This is a genomic window from Pseudomonas sp. P5_A12 (genome assembly GCF_056400685.1).
Map to the genome: position 1 here is coordinate 1 of NZ_JBFUKU010000098.1, position 18,243 is coordinate 18,243.

The window sequence follows — 18,243 nt, forward strand, 5'->3', positions numbered from 1 at the left end:
CATTGACAGGGTGATGATCCGTGCAAGCAACCCGTTTGACTCTGATCTGTCATGCGCGAACCGTCGCACAGAAATTAGCGCGTTTTCCTACAAATGAACCGTTGGAAATGGATTGGCAATCGGCGCAGGGTTCGCGTCGTCACGCGTTTAAAGGGTCACCTCGTTTACTCTGCGGACCGGAGTTGCGCACCCGGCAAACGGCCGCCTTGTTTGGCGATGAAGTTGAAGTCGTGGCGGCGTTGAGCGATTGCGATTTCGGACAGTGGCACGGCGTATCCATCGATGACTTGCAAGCATCGCAAGCCGAGGCGCTCCAGACCTGGCTCGATGACCCGACCTCGGCACCCCATGGCGGTGAGTCCGTGGCGCAACTGGGGCTGCGTGTGGCGCAGTGGCTGAAAACCCTTGAGGCGACACCGGGGCACATTGTTGCGATCACTCACCCGTTTGTCATACGCGCCGCACTCACCCAAGTGCTCCAGGGCGCGGCGTTCAACCAGATTGACGTTGAACCGTTGTCGGCCATTGAGTTGCGATTTACCGGGCGCTGGCGCCTGCGATTGCTCGGCACTGATGCCCAAGGAGTGCAGTGATGAGAAAACTGCTGGTCATCGGCATCGGCGCCGGCAACCCCGACTACCTCACGATGCAGGCCGTGAAGGCGCTGAACCGCGTCGATGTGTTTTTCCTGATGGACAAGGGCCAGAGCAAAGACTCGCTGATCGACCTGCGGCGCGAGATCTGCGAGCGCTACATCACCGATCGCGACTACCGCTTTGTCGAAGCCCACAGCCCCGAGCGTGAGCGCGGTGAGGTGGACTATACGACCAGCGTCGAAGAACTCAACCTAGCCAAGCAGTTGACCTTCGAGCGACTGATCAAGGAAGAAATGACTGACGAGCAGTGCGCCGGTTTCCTGGTGTGGGGTGATCCGTCGCTGTACGACAGCACCATCAGAATTTTGCAGGCGATCCAGGCCTCTGGCCGCTGTGTGTTCGAGTTTGAGGTCATTCCCGGCATTACCAGCGTCCAGGCATTGGCGGCGCAGCATAAAGTGCCGCTCAATCGCATCGGTCGCTCGGTAGAAATCACCACCGGGCGACGGCTGGCGGCGGGGCAGGTGAGCGATGCCGACAGTGTGGTGGTGATGCTGGATGCGCAGGATGCCTACCATCAAGTGGCGGATCAGGAGACGGAGATTTACTGGGGGGCTTATTTGGGTACGCCGGATGAAATCCTGATCAGCGGCAAGCTCAAGGATGTGGCAGATGAGATTGAGCGGGTGCGTAAGGCGGCTCGGGTGGCGAAGGGGTGGATTATGGATACCTATTTGCTGCGTAAGCCTTGAGGTCGGCTGTGTCTGGGCGGACGCCATCGCCAGCAGGCTGGCTCCCACAGGGATTGTGTGGCACCGCACATTCAATGTCCCACAGGAGATCCAATGTGGGAGCCAGCCTGCTGTCGATATGGCCCTCGATCACACCTCACATAGCAGCCTTGGCTCCACGCCCAAATCGCTCCCGATACACAGACGGCGGCACGCCCACCACCCCTCGAAACGCCACGCGAAAACTCTCCACGGATCGATACCCGCAGCGCTCGGCGATTTGATCTGTGTTGTCGCTGGTGCTTTCCAGCAACTCCCGGGCCCGCGCCAGTCGCTCATGCTGCAACCACGCTTTGGGCGGCATGCCGGTGGCTTCCGTGAACCGGCGCAGAAACGTCCGCTCACTCATGGCCGCCTCACTCGCCAGTTCGCGAACCTCCAGCGGTTCGTGCAAGCGTTCGCGCGCCCATTGCATGACCCGTGACACATCGCTGCGCGGCGTCGGGCTGACCGGTGTGGGAATAAACTGCGCCTGGCCGCCGGTGCGTTGCGGTGACATCACCAGCCGTCGCGCCACTGAGTTTGCCACTTGCGTGCCGAAATCCCGCGCCACCAGATGCAGGCAGGCATCGATGCCCGCCGCGCTGCCGGCCGAGGTGATCAGTTGACCGGAGTCGACATACAACACGTCCGGGTCCACCAGAATGTTCGGAAAGCGTTCGGCCAGTTCGGTGGTGTAGCGCCAGTGGGTGGTGGCGCCGTGTCCGTCCAGCAAACCGGTCGCCGCCAACACAAACACGCCGGAGCAGATCGACAGCAATCGCGCGCCGCGCGCATGGGCCTTGCGCAGGGCGTCGAGCAAGTGTTCGGGCACCGGCGCGTGGCGGTCGCGCCAGCCGGGAATGATGATGGTCCGGGCGCCTTCGAGCAGTTCCATGCCGCCATCGGCCAGTACCTGAATCCCGCCCATGGCGCGCATCGGGCCTTGGTCCACGCCGACAATCCGGTGTTCGTACCAAGGGAAATCGAACTCGGGCCGCGCCAGGCCGAAGATCTCCACGGCGATGCCGAACTCGAACGTACAGAGGCCGTCGTAGGCCAAAATCGCGACCAATCCAGGGGTGGGCTGCATTTGGCGGAAAGTTCCCGGTGAGTGTCTTGTGCGCCACTGTAGCGGCAAGTGGCGGACGGATAAAGTCTTCTCACACCCACCCGCACTTTGGAGTACAGCCCATGACCAGCCTGGTCCGCGAAATTCCCGCCGCCCCTTCGGCCATCGCCCTGATGCATTTCAGCAACCGTCTGACCTTCGAAACCGACTGTTCCGACGTCCACGGCAGTCAACAGGCGGGCGAGGTCGATTTTGTGTTGGTGGACGTTCGTGGTCCGTTGGCGTTCGAACGGGGCCATGTGCCGGGCGCGATCAACATTCCTGGGCGGTTGCTGACCGCTGATAGCCTGGTGGCTTACCCCAAAAGCAGCTTGTTCGTGGTCTATTGCGCGGGCCCGCATTGCAACGGCGCCAACAAGGCCGCGGTGAAACTCGCGGCGCTGGGCTACCCGGTCAAGGAAATGATCGGCGGGGTGACGGGGTGGCTGGATGAAGGGTTTGCGTTGAGTTCGTCGGTGCAACGGCCAACCACGGTCGCCCTTGGTTGTGAATGTTGATCAGTTGTGGTGACTAGCTAACGCAACGGCCCACCACCCATCCAGCGTCGCCTGCAACCAGTCATAAATGGCGGTGTAAGCGGCGCTGTCCTGTTCACCCCGAGGCAGCGGTGATTCCCCGGCAAAGTGTTCATTGAGCATCGCCACCGACTCGGCATTCCACTCCGGATGGAACTGCAACCCCACCCGCGTCGGCCCCACACGATACATCTGCTGTTCGCATTGATCGCTGCTGGCGAGCAGTTGTGCTTGAGGCGGCAGGTCGATCGCGTCTTCGTGCCACTCCAGCACCTTCAACCGTTGCCCATCGCCGAACGTCACGGTGATCCAGCCGGTTTCCATACATGCCATCCGGCGCACCTTGCCGCCCAGACTCAACGCCAGCAACTGTGCCCCCAGGCAGATTGCAAACACCGCCGCGCCCTGATCCAGGCTACCGGCCAGCCACTGCCTTTCCACCTCCAACCACGCCGGTCCGGCATTGGATTCATAAGGCCCGCCCAACACAATCACCGGTGCCGCGCTCACGGGCGGCAATTGACCAAGATCGGCGCGAAAGATCTTTAGCATCAGGCCTCGGGACGAGGCCCAGTCAGCAATCGCACCGGGCCCTTCGGCGGGGTGGTGCTGGATCAGATTGAGTGTTGGCATCAGGGTTCTCTGTCGTTTTTGCTTGTAGGTTTTGTCTGAAAAAAGGGCTTGTCCTACAGTCATTGCACCGCCGTGGCGCACGCTTCAAGGGACGCTATTGCCCCCGCCACTTTTCTATAAGTATTTGTCGCTTCAACACACTTTGCCCGTCTACAGCCACTCTAGACTGCCGGCCTCTTCGGTTTTCACCGGCCGAAAGCCAATCGTAAGCTGCCAATAAAAGCCTCCGCACACAGGAGTTATAAATGAAAAAGCTAGTGATGTTCGGTGCCCTGGCACTGTCGATGTTGTCCCTGACCGCTGTGGCCGATGACGCCAAGCCGATCCGCATTGGCATCGAAGCCGGTTACCCGCCATTCTCGATGAAAACCGCTGACGGCAAACTGACCGGATTCGACGTGGACATCGGCGATGCGCTGTGCGAGCAGATGAAAGTGAAGTGCACGTGGGTCGAGCAAGAGTTCGACGGCCTGATCCCGGCACTGAAAGTGAAGAAAATCGACGCGATCCTGTCGTCCATGACCATCACCGACGACCGTAAAAAGAACGTCGATTTCACCATCAAGTACTACCACACCCCGGCGCGCTTCGTGATGAAGGAAGGCACCGACGTCAAGGATCCGCTGACCGATCTCAAAGGCAAGAAAGTCGGTGTGCTGCGCGCCAGTACCCACGACCGCTTCGCCACTGAAGTGCTGGCGCCGGCCGGGATCGTAGTGGTTCGCTACGGTAACCAGCAAGAAGCTAACCTGGACATGGTCTCTGGCCGCACTGACGCGCTGCTGGCCGACTCGGTCAACCTGGACGACGGTTTCCTGAAAACCGACGCCGGTAAAGGTTTCGTGTTCGTAGGCCCTGAGTACAACGATCCGAAGTACTTCGGTGGCGGCGCCGGCATTGCCGTGCGCAAGGGCGATACCGCGCTGGCTGACCAGTTCAACGCGGCTATCACCGAAATTCGCGCCAACGGCAAGTACAAGCAAGTGCAGGACAAGTACTTCAAGTTTGACGTTTACGGCGAGTAATCACGCCGTTCAAAAAAGTGGCAACCGTTGACGCGGTTGCCATTTTTTTTGTGCATTCTCTCTGGCAACAGAGAACCCTGGGTAATTTTCACCGTTCAGACTTCAGGAGTTCACCATGCAACGCATCGACCATTCACTGCCCTGGAGCCACCTGGGCACCGAACGTACCCTCAGCGTGTTTCGTTATGGTGCGGGTACGCGCAAGGTCTACATCCAGGCCAGCCTGCATGCGGACGAGCTGCCGGGCATGCGCACGGCGTGGGAGCTGAAAAAGCGCCTGGCCGAACTCGAAAGCCAGGGCCAATTGCAAGGCGTGATCGAACTGGTGCCGGTGGCCAATCCGATCGGTCTGGATCAGCATCTGCAAGGCAGCCAAATGGGCCGCTTTGAGCTGGGCAGCGGCAAGAATTTCAACCGCTCGTTCGTTGAACTCAGCGCACCGGTGGCCGCGTTGATCGGCGACCGATTGGGCGGCGATGCGCAGGCCAACATCGCCCTGATCCGCCAGGCCATGGGCCAGGTACTCGACGGCTTGCCGGCACCGGCTTCGCAGCTGGAGGCCATGCACCGCTTGCTGTTGCGTCATGCGTGCGATGCCGACATCACCCTCGATCTGCATTGTGATTTCGATGCGGCGATTCATCTCTATGCGTTGCCGCAGCACTGGCCTCAGTGGCAATCCCTGGCGGCGCGGTTGAAGGCCGGCGTGGCGTTGCTGTGCGAAGACTCCGGCGGCAGCTCGTTCGACGAGTCGTGCTCTTCGCCRTGGTTGCGTCTGGCGCGGGCGTTTCCTGAAGCTGCCATTCCCCCGGCGAACCTCGCGACGACCCTGGAGCTGGGCAGCATGGGCGACACGTGGGTTGATCAGGCTCAGGCCAATTGCGAGGCCATTCTTGGTTTCCTGGCCGAGCAGGGTTTCATCAAAGGCACCTGGCCGGCGGCGCCGAGCGAATGCTGTGAAGGCATGCCATTCGAGGGCACCGAGTACCTGTTCGCGCCGCATCATGGCGTGGTCAGTTTCCTGCGCGAGGCCGGTGAATGGGTGGAGCGGGGTGATGCGCTGTTTGAAGTGGTTGATCCGTTGAATGACCGGGTGACCACGGTGCGCGCCGGGACCAGCGGCGTGTTGTTTGCGATTGATCGCGGGCGGTATACGCAACCGGGGACGTGGCAGGCGAAAGTGGCCGGGCGCGAGCCGATTCGGGTTGGCAAGCTCATCAACGACTGAAAATCTTCGCTGTTTTTCAGGGCCTCATCGCGAGCAGGCTCGCTCCCACAGGGGAACGCATTTCAACTGTAGGAGTGAGCCTGCTCGCGATGGGGCCATCAGCACCACCAGATATCTCGGCAGGTATCAGGATGCTAGGCTCACCCCGAATCCTGTTTTCTGTGAAGGAAGGCTTATGTTGAAATTTCTCGCTCTGCTGACACTCCTGGCATCCGCCACGGTCCACGCTCAAACCCCACTGCAAACCGATCTGCCCCTCAAGTACCTGGAACAAACCAACGCGGACTCGCAAAACCAGCCGCTGGTGATTTTCCTCCACGGTTATGGCAGTAACGAGCAGGATCTGTTCGGCATCAAGGACGATCTGCCCGCGCCCTACACTTACCTGTCGGTGCGTGCGCCAATAACGATGGAAGAGGGCAGTTATCAGTGGTTTCGTAAAAAGGGCGAGGGGGCCTATAACGGCGAGACCGACGACTTGAAGACCAGTGGCCAGGTGCTGCTGGATTTCATCGCACAAGCGGCGAAGAAATATCACACCGAACCGGACAAGGTAGTCCTGGTGGGATTCAGCCAGGGCGCGATCATGTCCTACGAAGTGGCGTTGCGTCACCCCGAGGCGCTCGGCGGCATTGCAGCGTTGAGCGGGCGGATTCTGCCGGTGCTCAAATCCGCGCTCAAACCGGATGAAAAACGCCAGTCACTGGCGATTTTCATCGGTCATGGCAAAGAGGACAACCGTTTGCCGTACAAGGACGGTACAGACGCCAACAGCCTGTTGCAGAGCATTTCACTCACGCCTGAGTTTCATGGTTACGAAGGTCTCGGCCACTCCATCAGCGCGGCCGAAATCGAGGATTTGAACGCCTGGCTGCAACGCCTCAACCCCTGAGGCTTATTTGCCGGTGACGATTTGTTTAATCAACGTTTCGTGGTCGGCCATGTCACCGGGACGAGAGATGACCTGAACCACCGCCATGCGGTTGCCGGACGCCGCCATCAGCGTGGTGTTGAGGGTCATGCCGCCACCTTGAGTGGCCGTGCTGTCCACCTGACGCAGGCCCAGTCCGGTCGCTTTTTGCGTCAGGCTTTTTTCGCTGAGTGTGTTGAAGTCCGGCAGGGCCTGGCGTTGTGCCGCGTCGAAATCGGCCACCGTGCCGTCGAGAAACGCACCGTCGTTATCGGTGACCGTGACGTCTTTCGGGAGATTGTTTTCAGCGGTGATCACCACGGTCTTGGTGGCTTCGTTGGTGTACAGGGTGCCGCTCGCGCCGTCCGGGCTGGCCGGCAGCGTGTTGGCGGTAAAGTCTTTGGGTAGGGTGAACGTGAACTTGCCGTCCAGCATCGAGACTTTCTGCGTGGACGAAGTATTGCTATCAGTGGCCGTGGCGGCCTGTGCATTCAACGCGCCCAGACTGGCAACCGCTGTCAGCAACAGGACAACGGCTTTTTTACTCAACAGTGACATGCAAAAAACTCCAGGGATGATCGCGCTTTGAGGGCAATCATCCCATGGACGTTCCAAAGCATTCCAGCGCGGTAGCGGCTTGACGAGCGTCAGGCCTGATTTTGCGGGAACAGGTTGCGACGGGTTTCGTCGTCGAACTCGGCCTTGAGCACCAGTTTTTCTTTCAGGCCTTGGGCACGCCGGGCCGCCGGGCGGGCGCTGATTTCATCGAACAGGCGCTTGACGTTCGGGTATGCCGCCAGACCGTTCTCGCCGAGGATATAGGGTGCGTAATTGGCCCAGCCCCAGAGCGCCATGTCGGCGATGCTGTAGGTGTCGCCGGCCAGGTATTGATGATCGGCCAGGCGCTGGTCGAGTACGCGGTAGTGACGTTCGACTTCCTTGAGGTAGCGGTTTTTGGCGTAGGGCAGGTCTTGCGGCGCGTGGTGCAGGAAATGCACCGCTTGACCCGAGAACGGCGACAGGCCGGTGGCGACGAACATCAACCACGACAGCAATTGGGCATTGCCTGCAGCAGTGCTCGGCAGGAAGCGCTGATGTTTTTGCGCCAGGTGCAGCAGGATCGCCTGGGAATCGAACACTGTGGCGTCGCCGTCGACCAGGGCCGGAACCTTGGCGTTCGGGTTGATTGCCAAAAAGGCTGGCAGATGTTGCTCGCCTTTGAAGGTGTCGACGCCGATCAATTCGTACGGCGTTTGCAGCTCTTCAAGCAGCAGGGCAACTTTCATCGGATTCGGTGAAGGGTGAAAAAAGAATTTCATGGTGTAGGCCTCAGTCGGGTTGGGTTGTGATCTGAGGCTGATGTTGAGGGAAACCCGTTCGATTGACGTACGAGGTTGTTGCTTTACTCGTTCGATTTTATCGAACGTGTTGCCACCGCGTTGACCGGTCGGGCCAGCAGTTGCCGGGTCACCCCGAGCATGGCCACTGACACCGCTACGCCAAGGGCGAACGCACTCAGTCCCCAGTGCGGCAACATCAGCGCCAACACCAGACAAAACGCCGCGAACGAATACATGCCGGTGGCCGTGGCTCGCAGTAAAGCGGCAGTAAACGCCGGGCCCCGGGTTTGCTGGGAGAACACCGCCATCACACTGCCCAATACCGGGAACACCGCGAGCAGGCCGCTCCAGCGTTCGCCGACGGTGCTGGCGAGCAGCGTGACGGCGAGGGTCAGCAGGGCACCGGCCAGCATTCGCAGCAGCAGTTTGTCGGACTTCGGTGCCGGGCCGGAAACGATCGGCTGCACCTTGGGGAACAGGTAAGGCGCGGCGAGCAGCGCGGTGGCAGCGGCGATGGCCGAGAACACCAGGGATGGCGGAATCAGCGACAGGGTGACAGCCGCCAAGGCCCAGACGGATAGCGAAATTACCAGCGCCAACGGCCAACTGGCCCGTTGGGCGACCTGGGCATAGGTCACGCAGAAGGCAATCATCGCGAACATCGCTGACAACGCGGCCGTCGCCGATTGCGCGGCAAACACTTCGCCTTGCTCGATCGCGAGGAAGAACAGAATCGGCCCGACCACCACCGGCAACCCCGACAGCCAACCGGCCACGCTCGGGCCCCAGCGTTTACCCGCCAGGGAAATCAGCAACAGAAACCCCGGAATCACCAGCAGTTTAAGCATCAGCACGCACGCGTCTCCGACCTGAGTGAGGTGGCAACGTTAGCATCGTGTGCAGTGAATTGCGCTATGGATTGTGGTGTTTTGTATACAAAAATCCTGACCTGTGATCGTTCCCTGACTGATCGTTCCCACGCTCTGCGTGGGAATGCAGCCCGGGACGCTCTGCGTCCCATCCAAAGCCGAACGCGGAGCGTCCGTTGAGGCATTCCCACGCAGAGCGTGGGAACGATCATCAGCTGCGGGCCAGCGAAGCGTCTAAGCTGCCTTTTTTCACCTGATTCTGGATGTGTATGTGAAATTCAGTTTGCCCAAAGTCGCCACGGCGCCGTTCTGCCCGCCGGAAGTGGCCGGCAGTGTTGCCGTTGATCCGCGCGCATCGTTCTTCAAACGGGTGTTGCGCTTCGCCGGCCCCGGTTTGCTGGTGTCCATCGGCTACATGGACCCAGGCAACTGGGCCACTGCCATCGAGTCCGGTTCGCGGTTTGGGTACAGCCTGTTGTTTGTGGTGTTGCTGGCGAGTCTGGCGGGGATGGTGGTGCAGTGTTTGTGCTCGCGCCTGGGCATCGCCACCGGGCGCGATCTGGCGCAGTTGTCCCGAGAGCGCTACAGCAAACGCACGGCACGCACTCAGTGGGTGTTGGCCGAAATCTCGATCATCGCCACGGACCTTGCCGAAGTGCTCGGTTGTGCCCTGGCGTTCCATCTGTTGCTCGGCTGTTCGCTGACCGTTGGCATCGCCCTGACCGCGTTTGACACGCTGCTGGTACTGGCCCTGCAAAATCGTGGTTTCCGTCGTCTGGAAGCGATCATGCTGGTTCTGGTGAGCACCATCGGCGTGTGTTTTTTAGTCGAATTGCTGCTGATCAAACCTTACTGGCCGGACGTGGCGCAAGGCTTCATCCCGTCACTTTCCGCGATTGGGGACGCCGCGCCGCTGTACTTGGCCATCGGGATTCTCGGGGCCACGGTGATGCCGCATAACCTGTATCTGCACACTTCAATCGTACAGACCCGAATGATCGGCAAGGACCTGGCCAGCAAGCAGGACGCGGTGAAGCTGGCGCGCATCGACACCATTGGTTCGCTGGCGTTGGCACTTATGGTGAACGCGGCGATTTTGATCCTTGCGGCGGCTGCGTTTCACAAGACCGGGCATACCGATGTGGTGGACATTCAGGATGCCTATCAACTGCTTGATCCACTGGTCGRCGGGGCGATGGCCAGCGTGTTATTCGGGGTGGCGTTGCTGGCTTCGGGGCAGAGTTCGACCTTTACCGGGACCATCGCCGGGCAAGTGATCATGGAGGGTTTCCTGAACCTGCGGATTCCGTGCTGGCAACGACGTTTGATTACCCGTGGGCTGGCGCTGATCCCGGCGTTCATCGGCGTCTGGCTGATGGGCGACGCGGCGATTGGCAAGTTGCTGGTGTTGAGTCAGGTTGTGTTGAGTCTGCAATTGCCGTTTGCGTTGTACCCGTTGATCCGCATGACCAACGATAACAAGCTGATGGGGCCATTGGTGAATCGCTGGCCGACGCGGGTGTTGGCGTGGGGGTTGTTTGTGGTGATCAGTGGGGCGAACAGCTGGTTGATTCTGCAGTTTTTGGGGTGACTGGGCTGAACGATGACGCGGTCCCGGCTTGTTCACACAACCTGTAGCAGCTGGCGCTGGCGAAGCCTGCGTCCGGCTGCGCAGCAGTCGTAAAATCAGGCAATGYGGTGCATCAGGAAGACCCTGTGCGCAGGTTTGGCGACTGCTTCGCCCGAGCGCGGACCGGCCGACGCAGGCTTCGCCAGCTGCTACAAAGGATTTGTGTGTAGCGGTAAGACCCGGCGCGATGTGAATCACGCCGGGGGTGTTGCCAGACTATGCGGATCTTCGTGGGTCCCCGCACAGTCTGATGAACGCTTTATGCCCGCTCGATTGCCAGTGCCACGCCTTGACCACCACCGATGCACAGGGTGGCGAGGCCTTTCTTGGCGTCACGCTTGATCATTTCATGCAGCAAGGTCACCAGCACGCGGCAGCCCGATGCACCGATCGGGTGACCCAGCGCGATAGCGCCGCCGTTGACGTTGACCTTGCTCAAGTCCCATTCCAGGTCCTTGGCCACCGCCAGCGATTGCGCGGCGAACGCTTCGTTGGCTTCGATCAGGTCCAGTTGATCGATGGACCAGCCGGCCTTGCTCAGGCAGCGGCGCGTGGCCGACACCGGGCCGATGCCCATGATCGCCGGGTCAACGCCTGCGTTGGCGTAAGCCGCGATGGTTGCCAATACCGGCAGGCCGAGGGCCTTGGCTTTGTCGGCGCTCATCAGGATCACGGCGGCGGCGCCGTCGTTCAGCGATGAGGCGTTGCCCGCGGTCACCGAACCGTCCTTTTTGAACGCTGGTTTCAGCTTGCCCAGCGCTTCAGCGGTGGTGCCGGCGCGCGGCTGTTCGTCAGTGGCGAAGGACAGCGGATCGCCCTTGCGCTGAGGAATCAGGATTGGCGTGATCTCATCGACAAAACGCCCGGCTTCGATGGCGGCCGTGGCTTTCTGCTGGGAGGCGGCAGCGAAGGCGTCCTGTTGCTCGCGGGTCAGGCTGTACTTCTCGACCAGGTTTTCGGCAGTGATGCCCATGTGGTAATCGTTGAACGCATCCCACAGGCCATCGCTGATCATGGTGTCGACGATCGGCGCGTTACCCATGCGCAAACCAGTGCGAGCACCCGGCATGACGTAGTTGGACAGGCTCATGTTTTCCTGGCCGCCGGCAATGATCACCTCGGCGTCACCGCAGCGAATCGCCTGAGTGGCCAGGTGCAGGGCTTTGAGGCCGGAGCCGCAAACCTTGTTCAGGGTCATGGCCGGCACGGTGAATGGCAGGCCGGCCTTGATCGCGGACTGGCGCGCAGGGTTTTGCCCGGCGCCGGCGGTCAGTACCTGGCCCATGATCACTTCATCGACTTCAGTCGGATTCAGGCCGGTTTGCGCCAACAGCTGGCGAATCACCGCCGCGCCGAGGTCAACCGCAGAAACGCCTGCCAGAGAGCCCTGGAAACTGCCAATGGCAGTCCGGGTGGCGGCGACAATGACGACGTCTTGCATGGAAGGATTCCTCACTGAGCGTCAAACTGCATTTCTGGAACGTGATCAGGCACGATCAGTTTGCCAGCGGTTTTTGCGACGATTTCTTCAATGCTGACGCCCGGTGCACGTTCCTTGAGAATGAACGCGCCGTCCTTGATTTCCAGGTACGCGAGGTCAGTCAGTACGCGCTTGATGCAACCGGCGCCAGTCAGCGGCAGGCTGCAACGGGAGAGCAATTTCGACTCGCCGTCCTTGGACGCGTGGGTCATGGTGACGATGATGTTTTCCGCACCGGCCACCAGGTCCATCGCGCCGCCCATGCCCTTGATCAGTTTGCCAGGGACCATCCAGGAGGCGATGTTGCCTTCGACATCGACTTCAAACGCGCCGAGCACGGTCAGGTCGATGTGGCCGCCACGGATCATGGCGAAGGATTCGGCGGAAGAGAAAATCGACGCGCCGATACGCGCGGTCACGGTTTGCTTGCCGGCGTTGATCATGTCGGCATCGACTTCGGCGTCGGTCGGGAACGCGCCCATGCCGAGCAGGCCGTTTTCCGATTGCAGCATGACTTCCATGCCTTCAGGGATGTAGTTGGCGACCAGGGTCGGAATGCCGATGCCCAGGTTGACGTAAAAGCCGTCCTGCATTTCGCGGGCGACGCGTTGAGCCATTTGTTCGCGGGAAAGTGCCATTGTTGTTATTCCTTCATTCGGTCCGGGGGCTGGGGATCACTTACGCACGGTGCGCTGTTCGATGCGCTTTTCAAACGTGCCGCAAATGACCCGGTCGACGTAGATGCCAGGGGTGTGGATCTGTGCCGGGTCCAGCTCGCCGGGCTCGACGATTTCTTCAACTTCGACCACGGTGATCTTGCCGGCGGTAGCGGCCAGCGGGTTGAAGTTCTGGGCGGTGTGGCGATAGACGACGTTACCGAAATGGTCGGCTTTCCAGCCTTTGACGATGGCGAAGTCACCGGTGATGGATTCTTCCATCAGGTACTGGCGGCCATGGAATTCGCGTGTTTCCTTGCCGTCGGCGACCGGGGTGCCAACGCCAGTGGCGGTGAAGAACGCCGGAATGCCGGCGCCGCCTGCGCGCATTTTTTCGGCGAGGGTGCCTTGGGGGGTCAGGATGACTTCGATGGCGCCGCTCATCAGCTGCTCTTCGAACATCTTGTTTTCGCCGACGTAGGAGGCCACGACCTTGCTGATCTGGCGGTCTTCCAGCAGCACGCCGAGGCCGAAACCGTCGACGCCGCAGTTGTTGGAAACCACGGTGAGGTCGCGGGTGCCTTTGCGTTTGATCTCGTTGATCAGGTTTTCCGGGATCCCGCACAGACCGAAGCCGCCAGCGATCACGGTCATGCCGTCTTCAAGACCTGCCAGAGCTTCCTCGTAGGAACTCACGCGCTTGTCGAAACCTGCCATATGCACCTCTTTTATTMTTTGYGGTCGGCTGGCTAGCCGTATGCGACGAAGTGTCTCGCCCTTGTATTCATTTGTTAAGTTGATTTTTAAGGTTGATTGATAGATAAAACTCACTAATCAATCGCCCGTACTACGTTGGAGCCACCGGCCATGACAGTCAAGCAGATCCGCGCATTCCTGGCCGTGGCCCAAAGCCTGAGTTTTGCCGTGGCCTGCGAGCGCCTGCACCTGTCGCAATCGGCGTTGAGCCTGACGATCAAGGCGCTGGAGGAGGGCCTGGGCGGGCGCCTGTTCACTCGCAACACGCGCAACGTGGCGTTGACCGCCGAGGGCGAATCGCTGGTGCCCCTGGCCCGCCGGTTGATCGCCGATTGGGACAATGCCGAGGACGAACTGCGCCAACGCTTCACCCTCCAGCGCGGCCGCGTGACGCTGGCGGCCATGCCATCGTTTGCCGGTAACTTGCTGCCGCCGATCCTCAAGGCGTTCCGTGCGCGTTATCCCAAGGTCAACGTGACGGTCAATGACGTGATCAACGAGCAGGTGCTGGAAATGGTCCGTGACCGCCAGGTGGAACTGGGGGTGGCGTTTGAGCCGACGCAGAGTACGTCGTTGGCGTTCACGCCGTTGTACATGGACCGGTTCGTGGCTGTCGTGCCGAAGGATTCGCCGTTGACTGAGCTTGATGATATCGACTGGCAGACATTGCTCAAGGAGCCGTTCATCACATTGCAGCGACCGTCGACGTTGCGGGTGATGCTGGAGGAACATTTGCAGGCGCGGGGGATGAAGTTACCGGTGGAGTTTGAAAGTCATCAGTTGGCGACGGTCGGCAGGATGGTCGCCAGCGGGTTGGGCGTGAGCGCGGTGCCGGCATTGTGCGCCGGGCAGATGCAAGAGCTCGGCGCGCGGTGCATTACATTGCGCGATCCGGTGGTGGAACGGGCCATTGGCGTATTGACCCAGCCAGGGGTTGAACTGTCGGCGGCGGCGCAGGCGTTGTTCGATATTCTCAAAGAAGAAAACCTCGGCCAGCGCCTGTCTGCCAGATGAACACAGATTCCTGTGGGAGCGGGCTTGCCCGCGATGACGGAGTGTCAGTCGACAGCTTTGTTGCCTGATACACCGCTATCGCCGGCAAGCCGGTCTCGCTCCCACAAGGGGAATGGGTTTTGTCAGTATTTAAGTGGTGAGGCGCTGGGCCAGCAGGGGCAAAAGCTGTTCGCACGATCCCTCAATCTTGAAATCCAGAATGTCATCCGCCCGAGTCTTCCCCAGGTTCATCGCAATCAAAGGCTTGCCTTGATCCGCCACCGCCCGGCACAGCCGAAACGCCGAATACGCCATCAACGAAGACCCCACCACCAACAGGCCCGCAGCCTTTTCCACCGCCGTCATCGCCTTGACCGCCGTTGCCTGCGCCACGTTCTCGCCAAAAAAAACCACGTCCGGTTTCATCCGCTCGCCTGCGCAATGCGGGCAATGCGGCACCTGAAATCGCTCTTCAAATGCCGGATCCAGCAAGGTATCGCCATCCGGCGCCTGCACCGCGTCGACCCCGGCCAGGTAGGGATTCTGCGCTTCCATCAAGAGCTGTATGGCATTGCGTTCGCTGCGAATCCCGCAATCGAGGCACAGCACCCGGTGCAGGCTGCCATGCAGTTCGATCACATCGTGACTGCCGGCCTGATCGTGCAGGGTGTCAACGTTCTGGGTGATCAGGCCGTTGATTTGCCGGGTGCTTTGCAAACTGGCCAACGCTTCGTGCGCGACATTCGGCTGCGCCAGGTGCACGCGCGGCCAACCGAGCATGGCCCGCGCCCAGTAGCGTCGACGTGATTGTGGGGCGGAAAGAAATTCCTGGTACATCATCGGTTGCCGGCCACGTCGCACGCCCTGGTTGTCGCGGTAGTCCGGAATGCCCGACGGGGTGCTGATGCCAGCGCCAGTCAGTACCACAAACGGCTGGTCAGCCATCAATTGCCGAAGCCGCTCGAGTTGTTCGCGCAGGAGGCTGTCGAGCATKTTCAACACTCCGGGGGAGGGCCTTGAGTGGTTGCAGCGTAGCAGACCGATCACCCGGACAGCGCGCCTGTCCGGGTGCCTACCTGTGTTTATTTACGCGCCTCCAGAATCAGGTTGAACGGGGTTTCCGTGGCCCGCCGGAACGTCTTGAACCCCGCCTCGGTGAAGACCTTGCGCAACCGCGCTTCACCGGCCTGGGCACCGAGCCCGAGGCCGACTTCCTGGGACAGCGAATTGGGCGTGCAAATGAACGTCGACGCCGCGTAGAACAGCCGTCCCACCGGGGTGATGTTGTCATCGAGCGAGTCGTTGGCGAAGGGTTCTACCAGCAACACCGCGCCGTCCGGTTTCAACGAGTCATAAGCATGTTTGGCCGCTCCCACCGGGTCGCCCATGTCGTGCAGGCAGTCGAAGTAGCAGACCAGGTCGTAGTCGTCACCGGGGTAGCTCTTGGCGGTGCCCTGGAAGAACCGTGCACGTGCGGACACGCCGCCTTCTTCGGCGCGCTGGGTGGCGACCGTGACGGAGGGTGCGTGGTAGTCGAAACCGACAAACCGCGAGTTCGGGAACGCCTGGGCCATGATCACCGTCGAGGCACCATGCCCGCAGCCGATGTCTGCCACTTTGGCGCCTTCCTCCAGCTTGGCCACCACGCCTTCGAGCGCCGGCAACCATTCGGCGATCAGGTGCGCTTTGTAACCGGGCCGGAAAAACCGTTCCGTGCCGCTGAACATGCACGGATGGTGATCGCCCCACGCCAGGGCGCCGTTGCCGCGCATGGCCTTGACCAGTTTGTCCTTGTCATGGAAAAACGACGCAACCACGCCGATACCGCCGGCCACATAAACCGGTGAATCTTCATTCGCCAACGCCAGGGCTTGCTCTTCGGGCAGGCGGAACTGGCCGTCGAGGTGTTCCCTGTAACCGGAAGCCGCGTGGGCGCTGAGCCATTCGCGCACCAGGCGAGGGTTGCAGCCGGTTTTGTCGGCGAGGGTTTCAGGGCTGATCGGCTGACTGTCGGCCATCGCCCGGTACAGGCCGAGTTCCTCGCCGAGGATGACGTTGGCGAGCATCGCCGCGCCGCCCATGTCGTTCACCAGTTTGCCCATGAAGTCATTGAGTCTGGCCTCGTCCATCACGTGTGCTCCTTTAGCAGGATCACGGTCCAGAGGCAGTATTTATCGAGGCATTCGCCTCTGGGCGGTGGTCGTTGGAATGAACAGGACGCCAAGTGCGTCCCGGGTGCATTAAGTTTAGTTCGTGGGATATGCACTGCTGTCTGGAACGACGAAAGTCCCCTGTGGGAGTGAGCCTGCTCGCGATAGCGGTGGGACAGCCAGCATCCATGTTGAATGTAAGTCCGCTATCGCGAGCAGGCTCACTCCCACAGGGGATTTGTGTTCCTCCAAGGGATTGGTGCGGTGTATCGCACTGTATCTAAACCCTCTCCCGATACAGTTTCTGCGACTGCCGGCCACTGCCGAACACAGCCCGGATACAAACCTGCGATGAACTGTAAAGGCCGTCCAGCACCCGAACACCGGTTCTGCCCAGGCATCTGATGGTCGTTGCAACAGGCGGCCGTCTTCGCTGCTGACTTCGTGAAGGGAACCTCCTGATGACTACGCTTGTATCTGAAACCAAACCCGTCGAACGCCTGCGCGTCGACCATTACACCCAAGGCATCATCGGCCCGAGCCAGCCCATGCTCGGGCCGTTGGCCGACGGTGGCACGCYGATCACCGGGACACCGCCGGGCTGCTGGGGACCGATGATTACGCCGGCCTTCGAGGGTGGCCACGAAGTGACGCAACCGGTGGCCATCGCCGGTGCGGAAGTCGGCGACGCGGTGGCGATCAAGATCAAAAGCATGCGTGTGACCTCGCTGGCGACGTCATCCGGGGTCATGAGTTTTGTCGAGGGACGCTACAACGGAGATCCGTTCGTCTCCAAATTCTGTTCCAAGTGCGGCACCGACCACCCGGCGAGCCACGTCGAAGGCATCGGCGAAGACTCGATTCGTTGCAACCACTGCGGCGCCGAAGTCAGCGCGTTTCGTTTCAGCCACGGTTACGTGATCGTGTTCGATGCGCAAAACCAGGTCAGCCTGACCGTCAATCAGGACGTCGCCATCCAACTGGCGGGCAATGCGTCCGAGATGTCGGCACTGCCGGAGTTCGCCGCCCAGCATTCGATCCTGTCGCTGGCCCGCGCTGATATCCCCGGCGTCGCCGCGCACATGCGGCCGTTCCTCGGCAACATCGGCACCACGCCGTCCCGTGATTTGCCGGACTCGCATAACTGCGCCGATTTCGGCCAATACCTGATCAATGCGCCGCACCGTTTCGGCATGACCCGCGAAGAACTGCACGCGGCGAAAACCGACGGCCACATGGACACCAACTCGATCCGCGAAGGCTGTGTGTTGATCTGTCCGGTCAAGGTACCGGGCGCCGGGGTGTACATGGGCGACATGCATGCCCAGCAGGGCAACGGCGAGATCGCCGGGCATGCCACCGATTGCTCTGGGGAAACCGAAGTGCAGGTGGAAGTGATCAAGCACCTGACGCTGGAAGGGCCGATCCTCCTGCAAAACCTTGATGACCTGCCGCCCATGGCGCGCCCGATGAGTGCACAGCAGCGGCAGAAAGTCCGCGAGCTGGGCGAACGCTGGGGGCAGTACGAGATCGAGCAGAGCGGTCCGATCACCTTTATTG

19 protein-coding genes are annotated in these 18,243 nt (G+C 60.7%); 9 read left to right on the plus strand and 10 right to left on the minus strand.

The features are described 5' to 3' along the window. The first annotated feature begins 20 nt into the window (after nt 1–20). Both AC1DSG_RS15145 and cobF read left to right on the plus strand, forming a co-directional pair. Nucleotides 21–593, plus strand: a complete 573-nt coding sequence (locus AC1DSG_RS15145) for a histidine phosphatase family protein (protein WP_477791605.1) — start codon at nt 21–23, stop codon at nt 591–593. Further along, complete coding sequence (gene cobF, locus AC1DSG_RS15150) at nt 593–1,348, plus strand: precorrin-6A synthase (deacetylating) (protein ID WP_477791606.1); 756 nt, start codon at nt 593–595, stop codon at nt 1,346–1,348. The genes AC1DSG_RS15145 and cobF overlap by 1 nt, the downstream gene beginning before the upstream one ends. 136 nt (nt 1,349–1,484) lie before the next feature. Here cobF and ftrA read toward each other — a convergent pair whose 3' ends face one another. Next, nucleotides 1,485–2,459: a transcriptional regulator FtrA gene (gene ftrA, locus AC1DSG_RS15155; protein WP_477791607.1), complete on the minus strand. Its 975-nt coding sequence runs from the start codon at nt 2,457–2,459 to the stop codon at nt 1,485–1,487. Nucleotides 2,460–2,560: 101 nt separating this feature from the next. Here ftrA and AC1DSG_RS15160 point away from each other — a divergent pair, with 101 nt between their 5' ends. Beyond that, complete coding sequence (locus AC1DSG_RS15160; protein WP_477791608.1) at nt 2,561–2,995, plus strand: rhodanese-like domain-containing protein; 435 nt, start codon at nt 2,561–2,563, stop codon at nt 2,993–2,995. Here AC1DSG_RS15160 and AC1DSG_RS15165 read toward each other — a convergent pair whose 3' ends face one another. Next, complete coding sequence (locus AC1DSG_RS15165; RefSeq protein WP_477791609.1) at nt 2,996–3,646, minus strand: type 1 glutamine amidotransferase; 651 nt, start codon at nt 3,644–3,646, stop codon at nt 2,996–2,998. Nucleotides 3,647–3,891: 245 nt separating this feature from the next. On the opposite strand from AC1DSG_RS15165, the gene AC1DSG_RS15170 reads away from it, so the two are divergent. The 3 genes from AC1DSG_RS15170 to AC1DSG_RS15180 all read left to right on the plus strand — a co-directional run bounded on the left by AC1DSG_RS15170 (nt 3,892) and on the right by AC1DSG_RS15180 (nt 6,791). Further along, complete coding sequence (locus tag AC1DSG_RS15170) at nt 3,892–4,671, plus strand: ABC transporter substrate-binding protein (protein ID WP_477791610.1); 780 nt, start codon at nt 3,892–3,894, stop codon at nt 4,669–4,671. Between the two features lie 115 nt (nt 4,672–4,786). Then, nucleotides 4,787–5,899 (plus strand): M14 family metallopeptidase, encoded by a 1,113-nt coding sequence (locus tag AC1DSG_RS15175; RefSeq protein WP_477791611.1) that lies wholly within the window; start codon nt 4,787–4,789, stop codon nt 5,897–5,899. 175 nt (nt 5,900–6,074) lie between these two features. Beyond that, nucleotides 6,075–6,791, plus strand: a complete 717-nt coding sequence (locus AC1DSG_RS15180) for an alpha/beta hydrolase (protein ID WP_477791612.1) — start codon at nt 6,075–6,077, stop codon at nt 6,789–6,791. A gap of 3 nt (nt 6,792–6,794) precedes the next feature. Here AC1DSG_RS15180 and AC1DSG_RS15185 read toward each other — a convergent pair whose 3' ends face one another. The 3 genes from AC1DSG_RS15185 to AC1DSG_RS15195 form a co-directional block, all read right to left on the minus strand. Then, a complete protein-coding gene (locus AC1DSG_RS15185; protein ID WP_477791613.1) occupies nt 6,795–7,367 on the minus strand; it encodes a DcrB/PsbP domain-containing protein in 573 nt (190 codons plus the stop codon). A gap of 89 nt (nt 7,368–7,456) precedes the next feature. Then, nucleotides 7,457–8,128 (minus strand): glutathione S-transferase family protein, encoded by a 672-nt coding sequence (locus AC1DSG_RS15190; protein ID WP_477791614.1) that lies wholly within the window; start codon nt 8,126–8,128, stop codon nt 7,457–7,459. An 83-nt stretch (nt 8,129–8,211) separates the two neighbouring features. After that, nucleotides 8,212–9,003 (minus strand): hypothetical protein, encoded by a 792-nt coding sequence (locus AC1DSG_RS15195; RefSeq protein WP_477791615.1) that lies wholly within the window; start codon nt 9,001–9,003, stop codon nt 8,212–8,214. Nucleotides 9,004–9,289: 286 nt separating this feature from the next. On the opposite strand from AC1DSG_RS15195, the gene AC1DSG_RS15200 reads away from it, so the two are divergent. Then, complete coding sequence (locus AC1DSG_RS15200; protein WP_477791616.1) at nt 9,290–10,609, plus strand: Nramp family divalent metal transporter; 1,320 nt, start codon at nt 9,290–9,292, stop codon at nt 10,607–10,609. A 298-nt stretch (nt 10,610–10,907) separates the two neighbouring features. On the opposite strand, the gene AC1DSG_RS15205 is transcribed toward AC1DSG_RS15200, so the two are convergent. Genes AC1DSG_RS15205 through AC1DSG_RS15215 form a run of 3 tightly spaced genes read right to left on the minus strand, consistent with a single transcriptional unit; the run spans nt 10,908 to nt 13,501 of the window. Further along, the gene (locus tag AC1DSG_RS15205) at nt 10,908–12,089 is read right to left on the minus strand and encodes an acetyl-CoA C-acetyltransferase (protein WP_477791617.1); all 1,182 of its coding nucleotides are present in this window, start codon (nt 12,087–12,089) and stop codon (nt 10,908–10,910) included. An 11-nt stretch (nt 12,090–12,100) separates the two neighbouring features. Beyond that, complete coding sequence (locus tag AC1DSG_RS15210) at nt 12,101–12,766, minus strand: CoA transferase subunit B (protein ID WP_477791618.1); 666 nt, start codon at nt 12,764–12,766, stop codon at nt 12,101–12,103. Nucleotides 12,767–12,802: 36 nt separating this feature from the next. Further along, entirely contained in the window at nt 12,803–13,501 is a 699-nt protein-coding gene (locus AC1DSG_RS15215; protein WP_007948746.1) for a CoA transferase subunit A, read from the minus strand. Nucleotides 13,502–13,651: 150 nt separating this feature from the next. Between AC1DSG_RS15215 and AC1DSG_RS15220 the strand changes: the two genes are divergently transcribed. Then, complete coding sequence (locus AC1DSG_RS15220) at nt 13,652–14,554, plus strand: LysR substrate-binding domain-containing protein (protein ID WP_477791619.1); 903 nt, start codon at nt 13,652–13,654, stop codon at nt 14,552–14,554. Nucleotides 14,555–14,683: 129 nt separating this feature from the next. Here AC1DSG_RS15220 and AC1DSG_RS15225 read toward each other — a convergent pair whose 3' ends face one another. Together AC1DSG_RS15225 and AC1DSG_RS15230 are read right to left on the minus strand one after the other, a co-directional pair. After that, nucleotides 14,684–15,526 (minus strand): NAD-dependent protein deacetylase, encoded by an 843-nt coding sequence (locus AC1DSG_RS15225; RefSeq protein ID WP_477791620.1) that lies wholly within the window; start codon nt 15,524–15,526, stop codon nt 14,684–14,686. Nucleotides 15,527–15,615: 89 nt separating this feature from the next. Beyond that, nucleotides 15,616–16,662: a methyltransferase domain-containing protein gene (locus AC1DSG_RS15230; protein WP_477791621.1), complete on the minus strand. Its 1,047-nt coding sequence runs from the start codon at nt 16,660–16,662 to the stop codon at nt 15,616–15,618. A 482-nt stretch (nt 16,663–17,144) separates the two neighbouring features. Here AC1DSG_RS15230 and AC1DSG_RS15235 point away from each other — a divergent pair. Next, on the plus strand, nt 17,145–18,243 hold a 1,099-nt coding region (locus AC1DSG_RS15235), incomplete at its 3' end, for an acetamidase/formamidase family protein (RefSeq protein WP_477791622.1).